Below are 16,708 nucleotides of genomic sequence, written 5' to 3'. Positions count from 1 at the left end.
CTTGTCTCGAAAGTTAAACAAATATGGCCATCCTTCAACGGATGGCCATGCACACTAACCAAGATATTGACACTTCCATTTGAAAATCTCATCAACAGCTTGATGAGATCCACCGGATGTTTGAAAGGAATCTTTAGTCGTTGCAACAGCTTTTTGGAATGACGGAAGGGTGAGCACACGCTCTACAGCTTCACGCAGTTCAGTTGCAGTTAATCCTTGCATTTGTAATTTAATGCCCGCTCCAATATTGACGACTTGCTCCGCAATGATCGGCTGATCCGCACTTAGTGGGATTACAATTAGCGGAACCCCATAGTAGAGACCCTCATGCGCACTATTCATTCCACCATGTGTAATGAATATTTTTGTGTACTGTAATATATCCGTCTGTGGAACATAGTTTTTAACTATGAAGTTGGGAGGAATTTCTCCCAAATCATAGATTTGCACTTTGTTCCCAATGGACATAACAATCGTATAATCCGTATTCCCGAATGCCTCAAAACAAAGCTTATAGAAATCACTTGCTTGGTTGAAGACCGTACCCATTGAAATGTAAATTAGGTCCTTTCCCTTAATTGCAGAAAAATCAAAATGATCTGGCGTTAATCGTGAAGAGATGGAAGGACCAACGAATTTATACGATGGGTCGAAGGCTTCTCCATAAGGTTGAAACTCCCTTGTCGTATACACGATTGTAAGTGGTGCAGGATTACAGAACACTTCGTAAGGAGAGTGAATCTGCACACCATATTGTTCCTTTATTTTTATGGTCAGACTTTGAAATCTATCGTCTACAGCTTTTACTATTTCTGCAGGGGCTTCTGTGTAGAATCGTTCCATGACTTGATCAAATGATTCCTTTGTCTGTGCAAAAGAAGTACAAGAGTTGATTGCAGGAAGATTAAGAATTTGAGCCAGTAAACGTCCACAACCAAACATCGAATCATGGATGATGTAATCGAAATGCTCCCCCTTAATCTGTTCAAGAACGCTTGGTATAACGATATCCGCCGTAAGTAAAAGCCCATTGACTCTTTCAAGCAGATAATCTCTCCCACCTGAAATAAAGGCTTTTATAAATTGTTGAGCGTCCAATGTCCGTACTATAGCACCTGTCTCCTCCATACGCTCCCGAAAAGCTTCTATAGTGAAGTACACTACCTCTTCTCCACGAGAAATGAGCTCCTGTACAACGCCAATCGTTGGATTGATATGTCCCTCTGATCCAGCATTAATAAATAAGACACGTGCCATGCCTACCACTCCTCAGTTATGACCTAAGTTACGATGTATGTAGCTCCCTCTTTTCTCCTTTTCAATGTACCCATTATACGTTTATCTAAGAACCGACTTCTACTTATCAAAATCCCCATCCGATATTCCGATCCTAATTTTACCTAATTTTGCTATAATAATGAAATCATAGTTAGCAAAAAATGGAGAGTGATGAAAACATGGACCGGATTCTGATCGTCGATGATGAACCCGACATTCGTGAGCTTATTCGCTTACATCTGGAACGCGCGGGATGGGACATCTCCGAAGCGGAGTCTGGACGGCAGGCGATCTTACAGCTACGAGCGCAGCCTTTCTCACTGATCGTTCTGGACATCATGATGGACGACGGTAACGGTTTCGAAGTTCTACGCTACTTGCGGGAACATCGTCCGGAAACGCTGGTCATTGCGCTTAGTGCGAGAAGAGAAGTGGAAGACAGAATCGACGCACTTGGACTGGGAGCCGACGATTACATGACCAAGCCTTTCAGTCCAATGGAGCTGCTGGCGCGGATACAGGCCCATTTCCGCAGGCGCCATCCTGAGACCTCCAACCGGCCCCATGTGATTCAATTGAATAAACTTATTCTGGATATCGACAATTATGTACTACATAATGATGGGCAACAACATGGACTGACTCCAGTCGAATGCCATCTACTGCAAGTGTTCATGCTCAATCCTGATCGCGTACTAACAAAAGGAGAAATCTACAAACAAGTCTGGCAGCATGAAAACTATGACGCCAACAACCTCAGCGTCTTCATCAGCCGCATCCGAAAAATACTTGAAAGCGCACCCGGGTCCCAATCTCATCTTCATACCATTCGCGGCATCGGCTACCGCCTCTCAGGTGACGGACGATGAAGAGACGAACTAAGCTATGGCTGATGATGCTATCCAGTGCCGCAGGAAGCATCGTCTTGTTTATTACGATTACCCTAATGACCGGGAAGACTTGGACCCCGGGATATGATCTGAAGACGTTAAACGCCATCTCACAAGAAGCACTTACGGTTATAGAACGGCAAGACGCCTACTCGGGACCAGAGGTTCAACCCATTCTGGAAGAAGTACTACGCCCGCATTCCAAGATCCGCCTAGAGTGGCTGGCTGAGGACGGTTCGACGCTGTATGATTCCGCCGGCGAGAATAATTCCTACGACTTCCGCAAATTAGCCGACCGTGTTGACCATATGCCAAATAATCTTTGGGGTGAAAATACTCCGATCACTCTTACTTATTCCGTTGCCCATGACCATCGATCCTATTACATGTTATTGAGTTTATCCAGCGAAGACATGACATCTGGACAAATATATTTTTTTCTCCGAACGTATAAAGCTTTACTAACATTTATTTTACCTCTGTTACTGGCGTTGTTGCTTCCCTATCTCCTTTCCTTATGGTTCTTCTCTTCCACCGATCGTCGCATTACAAAACTGAACAACGCGCTGAACCAAGTCGGAATCCGAAGCGATGTCATCGTGCTGGAAGATACGTCGAGGGACGAGATCGCTCAGCTGACCCAACACTACAATTCAATGGCAATGCGTATCCAGAGCCAGTCTGCCCAAATTGAACAGTTAGAACATCGGCGAAGACTGCTCTTATCGGACCTGTCCCACGATTTGCGAACGCCGTTAACTATGATTTTGGGTTATGCCGAGATGATCCGTACCGGTGCGTACAAGAATGAGAACGAGCTTCAGTCCGGGGCCAAAATCATCCTGCAGCGTTCTCGCTACATGGATAAGCTGCTTGATCAGTTACTCGACATTACCCGTCAAGAAGAGCATTTACTTCGGCTTCAGCTTGCTCCGCATAACCTGTCGGAATTAATGCGAAAGATCGCAGCCGATTACCTCTTATTCCTGGACGATAAGAACATCGTGTTGAAGGCAGACATCCAAGATACGGATATCGAGGTTATGATCGACGCACCGCTGATCGAACGTGCTTTGCGCAACTTGCTGGACAATGCCGTTCGTTACGGTGAAGAAGGACACTATCTGGGAATTGGATTGACGGAGGAACAAGAGGAAGTGTTTCTCACGGTCAAAAACCGGGGTAAAGGGATCGCACGAGAGGATCGCGAGCGTATCTTCGAGCGTTTCTACCGCGCCGACGGTGGAAGAAAAGGCGAGGGACTTGGCATCGGGCTCTCGATCGTCAAGGAAATCGCGGAATTGCACCATGGCAGCGTGCGTTTGCTGGACGAAGCCGTGACGGAAACCATTTTTCAGATTAGAATTCCTAAGAAGTCTCCTAGTGAACATGAAAATTAACGTTGATCAAAGCTACGTTTTTCTGCGTGCTTCTACGAATAAATAGAAGGAGGCGACGAGAGCGCCCAATGTTCCGCAAATCATATCCATCATCGTGTCGGTCAAACTACCATTTTGCGAATGAAGCTCAAAGAGATGATCCACCGTAAACTCATAAATCTCCCACATTCCAGCCATTGCAACAGCAAACAGGAACGCGAACCAAATGATGATGTTGGAAGGCAGACCGCCCAGCCCTTTACGCTTAGCCATCTTGATCAAGATGAATCGTCCTACGAAGAATAAAATAATTCCAGACAGCAGATGTTCAATCTTATCTAAATAAGGGATGACACCATACAAATTGAATAAATTGGCGAGCATCATCGTGATTGTGATAAAGACCATCACCGAAAATTGAAGTGCGGGAGGCAGTTCGCTGTTGGTCCTTGTGATTAAGCCCTTAAAGAGTAACAGGACTAGAATGATAAGGGCCGCTTGAAATGTTTTATCATCATTTCCATTCAGGCCAAAATAAACAATTGATACTCCGCAAATGAGGTAGAGAATCATTTCAAAAAAATAATTGAACCTATGGTTTCTAGAAGTTTCTTGCATAGCAGTTCCTTTCTGACTAGACATGTTTAATTAATTATCACCCGTTCAAAGCCACCCCATACGACAATCATATCATTAGTTATAAAAAGACTCCCGTGACATTCCCTTAAGCGGAAATACACGGGAGCCTTGAGCGATCCAATCAGCCCTTACATCGCTTTTTCAGCCAAATCGTTAACTAAATTTCTCATCCACTTCCGGGAGTAAATCCGGGCGTAGCCGAAGCCAAAACGGACAACCTCCTCAAGTGATATGACGAGATATACAAGGTAGACTGGCTGCTTCCAGACGTATGACAGCAACAGTCCGGAGGGGACACCTATCAGCCATGTCGCGGTCGATTCCATGCTGAACACGAACTTGCTGTCTCCCCCACTGTTTAGAATGCCGCCTGCTATAATCATATTGGAAACTTTGGCCCAAAGAAATCCAGCGAATACGATAACGATATATATGCTCATCTGTTTAGCATCCTCGGAGATATTGAATGCGGAGACATACAGCTTCGAGCCTGCCGCAATGATAACCCCGACAATTAGAGAGATGATAATGCCAAGACGAATGAACTTTTTCGCATGATCGAGTGCGATATCCGTTTCGTTCGCGCCCAAACGGTTGCCAACCAAAACCCCAGCTGCACTAGCCAGACCGGACAATAAGCCGATGCAAAGCCCTTGCAATGGGAAGGTAATGGTCATCGCCGTCATCTCCATCGTCCCCATGCGGCTATAGATGATCGCATATGCCGTTTCACCCAATACCCAGATCAATTCAGTCAGCAGCAGCGGATACGTCGTTCCAAAAAACTTGCGGATGAGCGGTTTAGGAATGATGAACAAGTTCTTTAACCCAACAGCGCCTGGTAAACGATATCGGTACACGGCACCAATGATCAACAAACATTCTATTACCCTGGAAATAAGGGTTGCAATAGCTGCGCCCTTCAGACCAAGCGCTGGAGCGCCGAAGTTCCCGTAAATAAGTACGTAATTCAGTATAATATTCAACACAACAGCAATTAAGCTTACATACATCGGCCATTTGGCATGGCCCGTACTACGCAAAATGGCGGAATACATCATCGTGAGCATGACAGGTACAAAGCCGATCGACATGATCTGCAGAAAAATATACCCATTATCTATTACATTCGCATCTGTCGTGAACATGCTCAGGAAAAGCGGCGAATCGATGAAGACAGCCGCAGAAAATAAGAACGAGAACGCGAAGCCGACGATCAGTCCAAGGCCCAGCACCTGGGAGACGCTTTTGGAATCTTTGTTCCCCCAAAACTGGGCTGCATAAATAGACACACCCGTCGATAGACCAGCCAAGACAACCGCGATGATCCCATATATTTTGGTGGACATTCCCACCGAGGCAATCGCCACATCTCCAAGCTGCCCGACCATCAACTGATCCGTCAAATTGAGCAATGCCATCAGTAAGCTTTGAAGCGTAACAGGTACAGCGATTTTATACACACTTTTGTAGAAGTTCTCTTTCTCTGACATGGATCATTCACAACCCCCATATTCTCGATTTTACCGCGTCCATAACCATTCGCAGTCTATGACTTCGTGTGAGGTTATATCACTTTTTTGTAGCGCATGAGCGTATAATTATCTTTTGGCTGAATTTCTACAACCTTGAACTTTTTCGCAAAGCACAATTGCTGATACCCGTCTCCATCCACTAAAGTAATGTTCGTGGAACCCCCTATGATGATCGGAAGCTGCATCAAAATAATTTCATCGACAATGTCCTGATCGAAGATATGCCAGTTCAAAAAGCCGCCGCCCTCGACCATCAAGCTGGTAATCCCGAAGTTGTCTTCCAACTGACGTTCAAGCTCCACGAAATCGACTTTATCCTCACCGCAGATGAGGCACTCCTTCCCTCTTTCCCGGATCTGCTTGATTTTATATTCATCCCGTCCTTTCTCGGTTGTGACAATAATCGTCCTCCCCTCATCCGAAAGCACATTGCTATCCAGCGGAATATCCAAGGTGGTCGTCGGAATGATCCGGATTGGATTTTTGTTCTCCTCATACCGATTAGTAAGAAAGGGATTGTCCGTCAGAATTGTATTTTTGCCGACCATAATGCCCTGCACATTCCCCCGGAATAGATGAATGAATTCCATATCCTCACTGGAAAACAAAGAAAAAAGCTCCTTACTCGAATTACCAGCTCCCATAGTGAGCTTACCGTCAATCGAAATTTGGCTGAATATCGTTGTTTTCATTTGTCTTCTCCCCGTCTCTTTTTAGCTTTTATATGCGCCCCAGAATGCTTGGATGGTCTGTTCAATTTTTTTCAATGCTTGTTCAGAATTGCTTAAGGGCAGCTCGGTTAGACCCGCATTTAGCGCCTCCCATACATGAATCATGAAGGGGTAAGTCGGCATCGGCCGTGCGTGCTCCAACAGCGATATAATCATCTTTTTGTTAGGCGTAGCAGAGGCAGCTAGACGGTTCAGCACCTCTTCCTGAGCTGGAATCCGCTGTACACCCAGCGTCCACATGGTTTGGCACTCATCACTCAGCATAAAATGCGTGAACGACAAGATATCTTCCCGCTCCTCCGATGTTAACGAATGATTCGGGTAAATCAAGCCGATAGAAGAAGACATGGATAGCGATTGCTGGCCTTCTATGACCGGAAGCTGGCAGACCGCAAGCCTGTTGTTCATCTGCTTGTCCAGATGGTTATAAATCCACTCTCCACAAATAATGGCGCCAATCTTACCGTCAATAAACTGCTCTAACAGTCCTGTGGAACCGTCGAGACTGACGAGCACGCCTTGATCCATCTTGTCATGGATGAACTCAAGTGCTCGCTTCATTTCAGGGGTTACGATATTCGGCTTTCCATCCTGAACAGGCCAACCACCGAAAGCTGTAAGAAACGGAATAAACCAATAACCCTGCTGTAAATCTGCTCCAATCGGTATGATGCCTTGAGCGGACAACCTCTCTGCTGCCTCTTCGAACACTTCCCATGTCGTCGGCGCACTGGCGTAAATCTCCGGATTGTAATACACAACCAGATGATTGCCCCGTAATACCGGGATACCATACTGAACACCATCCAGTTGCATCGTTGAAAGTGCCCCTTCAGTGAGTGCATCATCGAATAGCCAGCCCGGTACTTCAGAGTAAAGGCCATTCTCAACGTAGGAGGACATATCCGCAGGAACCATCGCCAGATGCGGACCTTGATGGGTGTCCTTAATTTGGTTCAGGCGCGCAGTCAACTCCGTAATGTTCATCACTTGTGGCGTAATTTGTACGCCGAAGCGCTCTGTATACAGCTTGCAAATTCCCTCCAACACCTCAATCGAGGTATCTCCCGGACCGTCAAACTCATGCCATAACACAATTTCTTTGTTCTTCTTTTCCATCGCTGCCTCTCTCCCTTAACTAACTTGTCTATGATTGTTTACGAGCACTAAAGCCTGATTTGGTGCAAGCAGTAAGCTGTCTAACGTCTGACCTGCGATGCTGCCCGTTAAGGAACTATCCAGTGTCACGGTCATTGGGCACCGCCCAGGTACCGCAGCCTTCAAATCAACTTGGCAGGAAACATCAGCACTCAAGTTAAAGCAGCAGAGCAGCGTCTGTTCGCCATGCATATACCCGTACAGAACTGTACCTTCCGGGGATTGAGCCACGAAAAAGTTTTCTGGCTTCACTAGCTGAGGCCAATCTTTCTTGAATTCACTCAGCTCCGTCAGCAGCGGCAGCATCGGTGCAGGATTAGTCCAATTAATTTGCATGACGTTAAAAAAGGCGCGGGAAATCTCCTCTCCGTTCGTGTTGTCGCCAAGACCACAGTTGAGGGGCTGCTCCTCATTCATTTCATAGCCAGTCGTCACGTATGGAATTGCATTCGGAAGAAATTGATTAAATACTGCAATCATCCGAGCCACCTCAACACCGCCACGGCTCGTGATCCGAGGCGTATCTGCTGTTTCAGCACAGGCGAACACATGAATGTTTAACTCAGGCAGCTCCTCTAAGAATGAAACGAGATTGTCCTTATTGATTTGCGTCATGACATTCCATCCGCTGCCAAGCATAATGTTGTAGCCGGTGCTCGCCGCCTTCTTGTGATTACGATTGAACAAATCTTCGCTGATCAAGATTGCATTCGGATTCAACTCTTTAATCGTGTCAAAAATACGAGTCAACAGCGGAATAGGAAGTACATGTCCGATATCGATGCGGAAGCCATCAATCCCATACTTTTCGAGATTAAACCGTACGGCCTCCTCCAGCACATCCCACAGCTCCAGATTCGGCTCCTCACCCGGGTAGTCATTGCATTTAATCGTATCAAAAAGAACATATGGTGCCTGATCCGAACTTATAAGATGTCTCACTTGCGGAGAAAAGTCCTTGTAGAGGCGCAAGAACGTAATGTCTGTCCAAATCGGCTGCACATCGTTAATCCAATCCGAATGCGCGGGAGCAGTCGTTATCCCCATCTCTTGCTCCACCAAAGTTAATAGCTCATCTCCAGTTTTAGCAGCCCTCTCTTTTAACTGCTGCCAAAGGATTGGATGAAGTTCATTGGGCGGCGGCGAGAACTTCCGCAGAAATGCTGCGGTTTCCTGGCTGTGGTAGACCGTCTCCAATTTGTCAGGCGTACACTCCTCAAAGAATCCAAGCTCAGGAATCGATGGCGGTGCAAAGCCTTCTAATTCCTGCATTTTGATCCAATACACCCATTCAGGATGTTCGGTAATGAACGCACTGTTTTTCGCCGTTACACGGGGAATGAAATCAACAACAGTCTTAATATCAAGCAAATGACAAGCTTCTACCAAAGCGCTGAGCTCATCGTGGATCGTAAACTCCTCCATACCATCCAGCAGGCTGTCGTGTAGGTTCTGATCCAAGTGGAATAACGATTGCACAGCGTAAGGTGACCCGATATCTCCTTTCAGATTCAACTTGCTGTACTGGTTCACTGGAAGCATATACAGAATATTGATGCCCATTTTTTTTAACAGCGGCAGAAGAATAAGGAATCTTAAAAAAGTGCCGGATTCAATTGTTCCATCATGGTTGTAATCCCAAGCCGTCGAATAACGAATTAATGAAGAATAGATCGCGCTGTCGTCTAAATTCGTGCGTTCCTTGAGAGAATATCTCCACGATAGCTTGTCTACATACTTCAAATGCTCAGTCAAAAAATCATACGGATGTACACAAATTTCACCGTCTTTTTCCAAAAGAACACACTCATATTTGCACTCATTCCACACAGCAGGAATCCAAATTGGCGCGACGTCTTTATCTTTGTGTGTAGACAAGTAATCCTGAACAAGTCTAAATTTGCTTTCTTTGCTCATTAACAGATCCACCTCTCGTTGATTGCAGTTCTACGTTTAGGGAACAAAAACCGTCTTTACGGTGTCACTCCCAACCACCTTCAAAGAGTTCAATTCATAGCCGATCAACTCGTTTATTGCTGCCTCGTGCTGATTGAGCTTAACTTTTCTGGTCACCAATTTCTCCAGTTCAGGTGTCTCAGCGGCAAACCGCAAAGCCTCCTCGAACATGTAGCGGTATTCGCCCGCTGCGATAATTTTGATTGCATGCTGTACGAATCTGGTAGGGGAAAAGGTGTACCGATACTTCGCATTAATTCCAAAAGGAACAATGCGCCCTCCTCGCTCAATCCATTCCTCCGCTACTTCGAGCTGAGTGCCAACCGTATCGATAATCACATCAAACTTATGTCCCGCGCAGATTTCATCTACGGTAGCTTGATTTAATTGGGATGGTGTTAGAGCAAAATCCGAGATTTCTCTAGCAAATGCCAACCGATAGGGATTAATTTCCGTCGCTACCGTAAGCGCAGCTTTTGATTTACTCACCATTTGACTTAACAGCCCCATTGGACCCGATCCAAGAATGAGCACCTTATCGTCAGCCGTGACATTAGCTTCTTTGAAATTGTGCAGCACACAGGCAAGCGGCTCGATTAATACCCCCGTCTCCCAGCTCATATGATCAGGTAAAAGGTGTGCAAACGTTTGTACAGTTGAGAAAAAAAAAGTGAATGTCCCATTTCGATTCAAACCAGCAATAGGCATCCCATTTCCATCGGAGCCTATACATAAGTGCGGCTTTTCTTTCAAGCAAAAATAACACTCATTGCAGCTTTGATTCGGATCGATAACTACACGGTCCCCCACCTTAACACGGTCAACATTACTGCCAATTTCGATTACGGTCCCTACAGCCTCATGACCGCGAATGATTCCTGGAACTCCTTCCTCTTTACCGGTTATGACCGCTAGATCTGTTCCACAAATGCCTGTCATCTCAATCCGAATCTTAACTTCATCCTGGGTTACAATCTGTGGCTCTTCCCATTCGCAGAGCTCTAGCTTATCATTGGATGTCCACACCAGCGCTTCCATACGCATTCTCCCTTTCGTTTTTCCTATTATCCATATTCCACCAGAATATATCATACCTCCCATGTAAAAGTAAGGTGAATATTGTCGTAAAATGTTATTGTTTACATTTTTATAAAGCTCTCAGATAAATAAACGCTTTAAATAAAAAAACCACCTCCCCCATAAATCAGGAAAGGTGTACCTTTACTAAGCCTATTTTGCAGGCTCCTGTTTAAAAATGATTTTAAAGATAGGGTAGAATATCAAGAACGAAATTGTACTATTGATAATCATTGTAATAATATCCGCTGTTGTCTCCCCCATTGAACCCATTCCCCATGTGTTAATTAATAAGTTATAGATAGGAGCCTTGTAAAATCCTTGCGCCGCGGCAGCACCAACGGTTATAAGAATATACGCTAATACATACCAGAAAGCAGCCTTCCAAACGTTACTGTTTGATTTAAATGTAATGCTTCTCTGTGCGAAAAAGTTAATGATCTGTGCAATGCCGAGCGTGATTTGAACGGCAAGAAAATAGCCAAGTCCTCCTCCACCTCCTGATGTAAGCGAACCAGCCGCATAATCGAATATATAATAAGCACTTCCATCAAAGTTATGTCCTAACTGAAAAACTTGAAAGCTTGTAGATAGTAATGATGTCTGTGCAAATATGAGTTTAAATAAAGGCATTAGAACAAGTTGTAATACCGTCATTCCAGCACTCAGTATAAAAAATACTATGAATTGTGCAATATTCGGATGTTGTCCCTTGAATTTATTCCAAACACCCATCATTCCTGTATTTTTCTCGATATTTACTTCGCTCATACTCTTCTATTTCTCCTTTGAAGCCTAGAAAAAGGAGATACCGTAGTATCCCCTTTTCCTCGCTTACTATTTTCCTATCGGTTTATCCATTTCAATACCTTCAAGATTTGCTTTCGACTAATTTTCCCGCCAGTAAAACGGTCGATTTGACGAAAAGGCATATTCAGAACAAAGTAGACATTATTCGCTAGCAGAGGTTTATTGACTGCTTCAAAAAACTTGTTAAAGAAAAGGACCATATGATAGATTGTTTTTCCAAGTGCGTTCTTATATTTAGCTTGAGCAATGGTGTCGTTTAACCCCAAGTCCTGCTTTGGATCCCAATAAGGAGAAGGAGGTTCATAACCCAAGAGCCCCTTATATTCCGCTGCCGTTACTTCATGAACATGTCCGCTAAAATAATGTGGGAATTGATCCTTTGTATATTCACAAGAAACCGAATCGCCCGTAAGCATAACATGTTCCTTCAAAAGAATAGACTGGATTGAACTTCCGATTTGAATGTCGTAAGCGCCAGGCTCGACCGCCCAATCGTGAATCGTCGGATTATAATACGAAAAATCACGTTCCTCCAGAATCATTGTGACACGTTTGCTTTCACCCGGCTCTAAGCTCACCTTTTCAAAACCTTTTAATTCTCGTTTGGCTCTAAATATCGATGAATCTTGTTTCTGGATGTAGAGCTGCGCAACCTCTTCCCCTGCGACTGCCCCTGTATTGGTGATGGTAAATGAAACCTGATGCTGATTAACCGTTAAATCCGTATATGCAAAGGTTGTATAGGACAGCCCATAACCAAACGGAAATAACACAGGTTTATTCACGGTATCAAAATAACGGTAACCGATAAAAATGCCTTCGATATGCTCTGCGGTTGCCTCCTTACCTGGATAATAAGGAGCAGAAGAGACATCACTATACTTAATCGGGAATGTCTCGCTGAGCTTACCACTTGGGTTGTACTCTCCAAGTAAAACACTCTTTAACGCTTCAGCGCTTCCTTGTCCAGATAAATAGGTATGAACGATAGCTTTGACATTCTTTATAAACGGCATTTCAATGGCACCACCGCCAGCGAGAATCACCACAATATTGGAATTGACTTCTGTTAATGAACGAAGCAGTTCGAGCTGGTTATCACGTAAGCTAAGGTTTACGCGGTCAACACCTTCGGCTTCGCTGCCTTCGTCCAGCCCCAAAAACAGCAAAATGGTATCTGCTTTCTGAGCTAACGTAACAGCTTCCATTAACAGACGGTCATTTTTTCCACCCATTCGCTTGAAGCCTTTCGCATATCCCACAATCGATAAGCCAGATTGACCGAGCACATCGCAGGCATTGGATAGCTTGGCAGGATTAATAAGCGAACTTCCAGCACCCTGGTAGCGAGGATTACTGGCGAAATCACCAATAATTGCAACTTTATTGCCGTGTTTAAGCGGTAATATCTTATCGTCATTTTTCAATAACACAATCGAACGTTTGGCAGCTTCTATCGCTTTATTGTGGTGCTCCTCATAATCGATACGCGATGTATCTTGATCATGGAGCTGGGTAGTAAAGACTAATCCGAGCAGACGATCGACGGCGTCATCCAGCACTTCTTCGTCTAGCTCATTGTTTTTAATGGCTTGCACGATTTCTTGATCCGTAATTCCATTGGTTGAAGGCATTTCCAATTGATTGCCTGCTTTCAACCCTGCAACACGGTCATTATTACCGCCCCAATCCGTAACGACTACGCCATTAAAATCCCATTCACCGTACAGAATATCCTGTAACAAATCGTTATTTTCATTGGCGAACGTGCCGTTGACTTTGTTGTAAGAGGTCATGATGGTTTTCGGTTGACCCTTCTCAACTACACGTCTAAATCCTTCTAAATACAATTCTCTTAACGAGCGTTCATCCACGACTTCGTCAATCGTCATTCGCATATGTTCTTGGCTATTGACCGCAAAGTGTTTAGGACATGCAGAAATGCCGTTCACCTGAATGCCTTTGACCATCTCACTCGCTAATTCTCCCGTTAAATAAGGGTCCTCGGAAAAATACTCAAAATTTCGTCCGCATAACGGATTCCGCTTGATGTTCAATCCAGGACCAAGCAACACACTCACTTTTTCGCTAGCTGCTTCTTTTCCAATCGTTTGACCAACCTCATAGATCAATTGTCTGTCCCAGCTATTAGCCAAGGTTGCCGCCGTCGGAAAACAAGTGGCAGGCAGACTTTTATTTAAGCCTAAGTGGTCTGCCTTTCCGCCTTGCTTCCTCAAACCATGCGGTCCATCTGTCAGCATAATGCTGGGAATCTTCACCCGGTCGATTGCTTTTGTATTCCAAAAGTTTGCGCCAGACATTAAAGATGCCTTTTCTTCTACGGTCATACTTTCGATTAATGCTCTATACTTCAATCTCTTCACCCCGCATGCTTACGCCTATTTTTCGAATAAGTAGGTTTGCAGGATCGTGTACAACACATGCTGAACACTTGTGCGAACCCCGTTTGTGATTCCTGCAGGATCCTTCTTGTATGCTTGTTTTAATAATTTCTCGTTTTTACTTGGTGTCATAATATCAAGCATGAGGTCATTGCCAGCTACAACCGCATCCGGCGCTTTCATAAACCCAAAGACTGCATCGCTGGAAACAAATCCATCAAAGCCCCATTCCTTACGCAGAACATCATTTAACAAGACGGAATTCGCTCCTGCCCACTTTGTCCCGATGATCGAAAAGCTGGACATTGCGCCTAGAGGGCTGCTTTCTTTAACCGTAATCTCAAACGGCTTCAAGTAGATTTCGCGAATCGCTTGCTCGTTGGCCCAGATCAGATTTCCTGAACGAGCATTGGTTTCTTGATCGTTCAGCGCGAAGTGCTTCATAAAGGCAATAATGCCTTGGTCTTCTGCGCCGTTTATCATAGATGCCGCCATTTTTCCTGAAAGCACAGGATCTTCTGAGAAGTATTCAAAGTTACGGCCGCCTTGTGCTGTACGGTGAATATTCATCCCCGGTGCATACCAGCCTTGAATGCCATACGCACGCGCTTCTTTACCAACCGCTTCTCCCATTTGATAGGCTAGATCATTGTTCCATGTTGCTGCAATGACGATTTCAGACGGATATGACGCGGCTTCGATTGGCTTAAAGAAGTAACTAAATCCAGCCGGTCCGTCCATCAACAACGTTTTAGGAACACCCAAACGCTCTACTGCCATCGTTCTATAGGCGCCGTTTGCTACATAATCAATCATTTCGTCCAATGTAAACTGATCCATGAATTCATTCCATTTCGGATCATCAAAGGCTAAACCTTTCAAATCCTCCAGTACTAAGCCATTATTAGCGCCAACCGTTGGCATTTCCATCGTTGAAGCTTCCGGCTCTTTTGAGAATGCGTCGACCACATTTTGCGGTGCTTTATGACTAATATTTTCATCTGAAGGGTAAGTCTTCTCCCAATCATTCCGGGACAAATACGTAACTTCACCTTTTGCTAATTCAAAGCGATTCTCGTAAGGTGTTCCGGTATCCTTATCTTGTTTGAAAACCTTCTTGTCAGCCAACTCAAGGTCATAGCTTGCCACGATATCATGGACATTGCGAGCCACTTTAATTGAATAGGTGCCCTGGTCTAGTACATACGCTTCTTCTACGTTCATATCATAAGAAGACATCTCTTCGGTAGCAAACGAAAGGGTAAGCACCTCGGATTGACCTGCTTCCAGCAGAGACGTCTTTGCATAAGTGGCCAGTTCGATCGCCGATTTTTCAATGCCGCCTGCAATATACGGAGCTGAATAATATACTTGAACAACATCTTTTCCGGCTCTGTCGCCAACATTTTTCACTTCGACTTGTAGTTCAATCTTGTCTTCCGACAATGACTGATTCAGAACCTTCCACTCGAAATCCGTGTAGCTTAATCCATGTCCGTAAGGATATAACACGGTATCTCGATAGCCTGCTTCATCATTTAAAAAGAAGGTTTCATAGAAACGGTAGCCGACATAGATCCCTTCTTGATAATTGAGGAATGAATACTTCAAATTATCGTATTTGTAGTCTCCAAAGTTCTCACTTGCTGGAGCCGATGAATTGTCATACACGTACGTATCCGTGATACGGCCTGATGGGTTGATATTTCCTGCAAGAATATTTCCTAATGCGTTGGCACCGTAAGGACCAGGTGTTCCTATCCACAAGACAGATTTAATGGATTTAAATTCATTTACGAAACCAAGCTCTAAGGCATTCCCCGCATTTACAACGATTGTGACATTTTCAAATGACTGTGCAACCTTTTCAATCAAAGCGCGTTTATTTGCTGTCAATTTCAACTGTTCAGCGGTCGCATCACTAGCTTCTGTACTCTCACTAGCAATGACAATAATTGCATTTTCCGAATAGGATTTCGCTTGTGCTATGGCTTCGTCCGATAAATAATCGATTTTAGGTTCATCGCTAGAGTTTCCGCCTAACATGCCTTTTACAACTTGAATGACTCCGGTACTCGCCTTGCTGCCCACTCCTGCTTTTGCACCAACCTCTTGATACAAGTCATGAAGCTCGGTATTGTATGAAATACCTGCATTTTCTAGACCTTTAAATAAATTAACCGCACGGGAAGTATCCCCCGCACCCGATCCTCCGCCGCCATAACGTAGCTCTAATGCAGCTAATCCGAAGACGTTAACCTTTTTATCTTTCAAAGGTAGCTGTTTATCATCATTCTTCAATAGAACAATGCCTTCATTCGCAATTTCTTCAGCTATTTTTCCACCTTGTTCACGTGCTGCAAGCGCCTCAGGGGAATCGGTTACGGCTGTAATGTGTTTTCCTGTCAGCGCATCGATGATGCTAGAAGCGGTTGCACCGAATTGTACGAACAACAATATGACAACAAGCGCTACGATCGACCAGCCGGTGAAACGTCTTGGTCTATTTTTAATTTTCTTGTAGCGTTTCGCTTCTTTTTTCATCGCTCTACGATCTTTGCGACTTAGAGCTTTCAACTCCATTTTTGTTTGTTGCTTTTGCTCTTTTCTTAATTGTTTGTCCTGTTCAATCGCTGCTGTTCGTTCTGCTTCCGGTAGCGCTTTAATTTCTTGCTTTCGCGCTCGCAGCTTAGCTTTATCTTCCTTCACCTTTTGCACGATTTCACTTTTTTTAACGCGTTTAGTATTAAAATTGTCCACCACGGCGACCCCCTCCGGTATCGTCTTTCTTTTTCACAATCATAATATAGCGCTTACATTTTAACTATGAGGATCTTGTCGAAAAAAAAGCTA

12 protein-coding genes and 2 pseudogenes are annotated in these 16,708 nt (G+C 44.5%); 4 read left to right on the top strand and 10 right to left on the bottom strand.

The window, feature by feature from the left end; translation table 11 throughout:
- Window positions 1-54 precede the first annotated feature (54 nt).
- Window positions 55-1,257 carry a macrolide family glycosyltransferase gene (locus MKX35_RS03815; protein ID WP_076298077.1) on the bottom strand — a complete coding sequence of 401 codons (1,203 nt, stop codon included), beginning with the start codon at window positions 1,255-1,257 and terminating at the stop codon, window positions 55-57.
- A gap of 182 nt (window positions 1,258-1,439) precedes the next feature.
- Between MKX35_RS03815 and MKX35_RS31830 the strand changes: the two are divergent.
- The 4 genes and pseudogenes from MKX35_RS31830 to MKX35_RS03805 form a co-directional block, all read left to right on the top strand.
- Window positions 1,440-1,739, top strand: a pseudogene (locus tag MKX35_RS31830) (response regulator); the annotation flags it as partial.
- Window positions 1,716-1,815 (top strand): annotated as a pseudogene (locus MKX35_RS31825) (DNA-binding response regulator); the annotation flags it as partial. The pseudogenes MKX35_RS31830 and MKX35_RS31825, both read left to right, overlap by 24 nt.
- 29 nt (window positions 1,816-1,844) lie before the next feature.
- The gene (locus tag MKX35_RS31820) at window positions 1,845-2,147 is read left to right on the top strand and encodes a winged helix-turn-helix domain-containing protein (protein ID WP_443189888.1); all 303 of its coding nucleotides are present in this window, start codon (window positions 1,845-1,847) and stop codon (window positions 2,145-2,147) included.
- Entirely contained in the window at window positions 2,144-3,568 is a 1,425-nt protein-coding gene (locus tag MKX35_RS03805; RefSeq protein WP_076298079.1) for a sensor histidine kinase, read from the top strand. Before MKX35_RS31820 ends, MKX35_RS03805 begins: the two co-directional genes overlap by 4 nt.
- Before the next feature lie 12 nt (window positions 3,569-3,580).
- Here the strand turns inward: MKX35_RS03805 and MKX35_RS03800 are convergent, their stop codons facing one another.
- The 9 genes from MKX35_RS03800 to MKX35_RS03760 all read right to left on the bottom strand — a co-directional run bounded on the left by MKX35_RS03800 (window position 3,581) and on the right by MKX35_RS03760 (window position 16,615).
- Entirely contained in the window at window positions 3,581-4,189 is a 609-nt protein-coding gene (locus tag MKX35_RS03800) for a hypothetical protein (RefSeq protein ID WP_076298080.1), read from the bottom strand.
- A 125-nt stretch (window positions 4,190-4,314) separates the two neighbouring features.
- A complete protein-coding gene (locus MKX35_RS03795; RefSeq protein WP_076298081.1) occupies window positions 4,315-5,679 on the bottom strand; it encodes an MATE family efflux transporter in 1,365 nt (454 codons plus the stop codon).
- 74 nt (window positions 5,680-5,753) lie between these two features.
- Window positions 5,754-6,413, bottom strand: a complete 660-nt coding sequence (locus tag MKX35_RS03790) for a dihydrofolate reductase family protein (RefSeq protein WP_042193005.1) — start codon at window positions 6,411-6,413, stop codon at window positions 5,754-5,756.
- Window positions 6,414-6,434: 21 nt separating this feature from the next.
- Entirely contained in the window at window positions 6,435-7,571 is a 1,137-nt protein-coding gene (locus MKX35_RS03785; protein WP_076285030.1) for a sugar ABC transporter substrate-binding protein, read from the bottom strand.
- Between the two features lie 15 nt (window positions 7,572-7,586).
- Window positions 7,587-9,527, bottom strand: coding sequence for an alpha-amylase (locus tag MKX35_RS03780; RefSeq protein ID WP_076298082.1), 1,941 nt, complete (start codon window positions 9,525-9,527; stop codon window positions 7,587-7,589).
- Between the two features lie 36 nt (window positions 9,528-9,563).
- Entirely contained in the window at window positions 9,564-10,604 is a 1,041-nt protein-coding gene (locus MKX35_RS03775; protein WP_076285032.1) for a zinc-dependent alcohol dehydrogenase, read from the bottom strand.
- Window positions 10,605-10,796: 192 nt separating this feature from the next.
- Window positions 10,797-11,414, bottom strand: a complete 618-nt coding sequence (locus MKX35_RS03770; protein WP_042193008.1) for a hypothetical protein — start codon at window positions 11,412-11,414, stop codon at window positions 10,797-10,799.
- A gap of 74 nt (window positions 11,415-11,488) precedes the next feature.
- Entirely contained in the window at window positions 11,489-13,837 is a 2,349-nt protein-coding gene (locus MKX35_RS03765; RefSeq protein ID WP_341043802.1) for a beta-glucosidase, read from the bottom strand.
- Between the two features lie 15 nt (window positions 13,838-13,852).
- On the bottom strand, window positions 13,853-16,615 hold the full coding sequence (locus tag MKX35_RS03760; RefSeq protein WP_076298084.1) for a glycoside hydrolase family 3 N-terminal domain-containing protein: 2,763 nt from the start codon (window positions 16,613-16,615) through the stop codon (window positions 13,853-13,855).
- Window positions 16,616-16,708: the final 93 nt, after the last annotated feature.

This window comes from Paenibacillus sp. FSL R5-0923 (assembly GCF_038009145.1).
In the GTDB taxonomy this organism is placed as follows: domain Bacteria; phylum Bacillota; class Bacilli; order Paenibacillales; family Paenibacillaceae; genus Paenibacillus_AQ.
This window is presented reverse-complemented; position numbering and strand designations above follow the sequence as displayed.

Coding starts and splice junctions, on each gene's coding strand:
- MKX35_RS03770 (WP_042193008.1), bottom strand. CDS start 11,414: ATGAGCGAAGTAAATATCGAGAAAAATACAGGAATGATGGGTGTTTGG.
- MKX35_RS03790 (WP_042193005.1), bottom strand. CDS start 6,413: ATGAAAACAACGATATTCAGCCAAATTTCGATTGACGGTAAGCTCACT.
- MKX35_RS03805 (WP_076298079.1), top strand. CDS start 2,144: ATGAAGAGACGAACTAAGCTATGGCTGATGATGCTATCCAGTGCCGCA.
- MKX35_RS03780 (WP_076298082.1), bottom strand. CDS start 9,527: ATGAGCAAAGAAAGCAAATTTAGACTTGTTCAGGATTACTTGTCTACA.
- MKX35_RS03815 (WP_076298077.1), bottom strand. CDS start 1,257: ATGGCACGTGTCTTATTTATTAATGCTGGATCAGAGGGACATATCAAT.
- MKX35_RS03800 (WP_076298080.1), bottom strand. CDS start 4,189: ATGTCTAGTCAGAAAGGAACTGCTATGCAAGAAACTTCTAGAAACCAT.
- MKX35_RS03775 (WP_076285032.1), bottom strand. CDS start 10,604: ATGGAAGCGCTGGTGTGGACATCCAATGATAAGCTAGAGCTCTGCGAA.
- MKX35_RS03785 (WP_076285030.1), bottom strand. CDS start 7,571: ATGGAAAAGAAGAACAAAGAAATTGTGTTATGGCATGAGTTTGACGGT.
- MKX35_RS03795 (WP_076298081.1), bottom strand. CDS start 5,679: ATGTCAGAGAAAGAGAACTTCTACAAAAGTGTGTATAAAATCGCTGTA.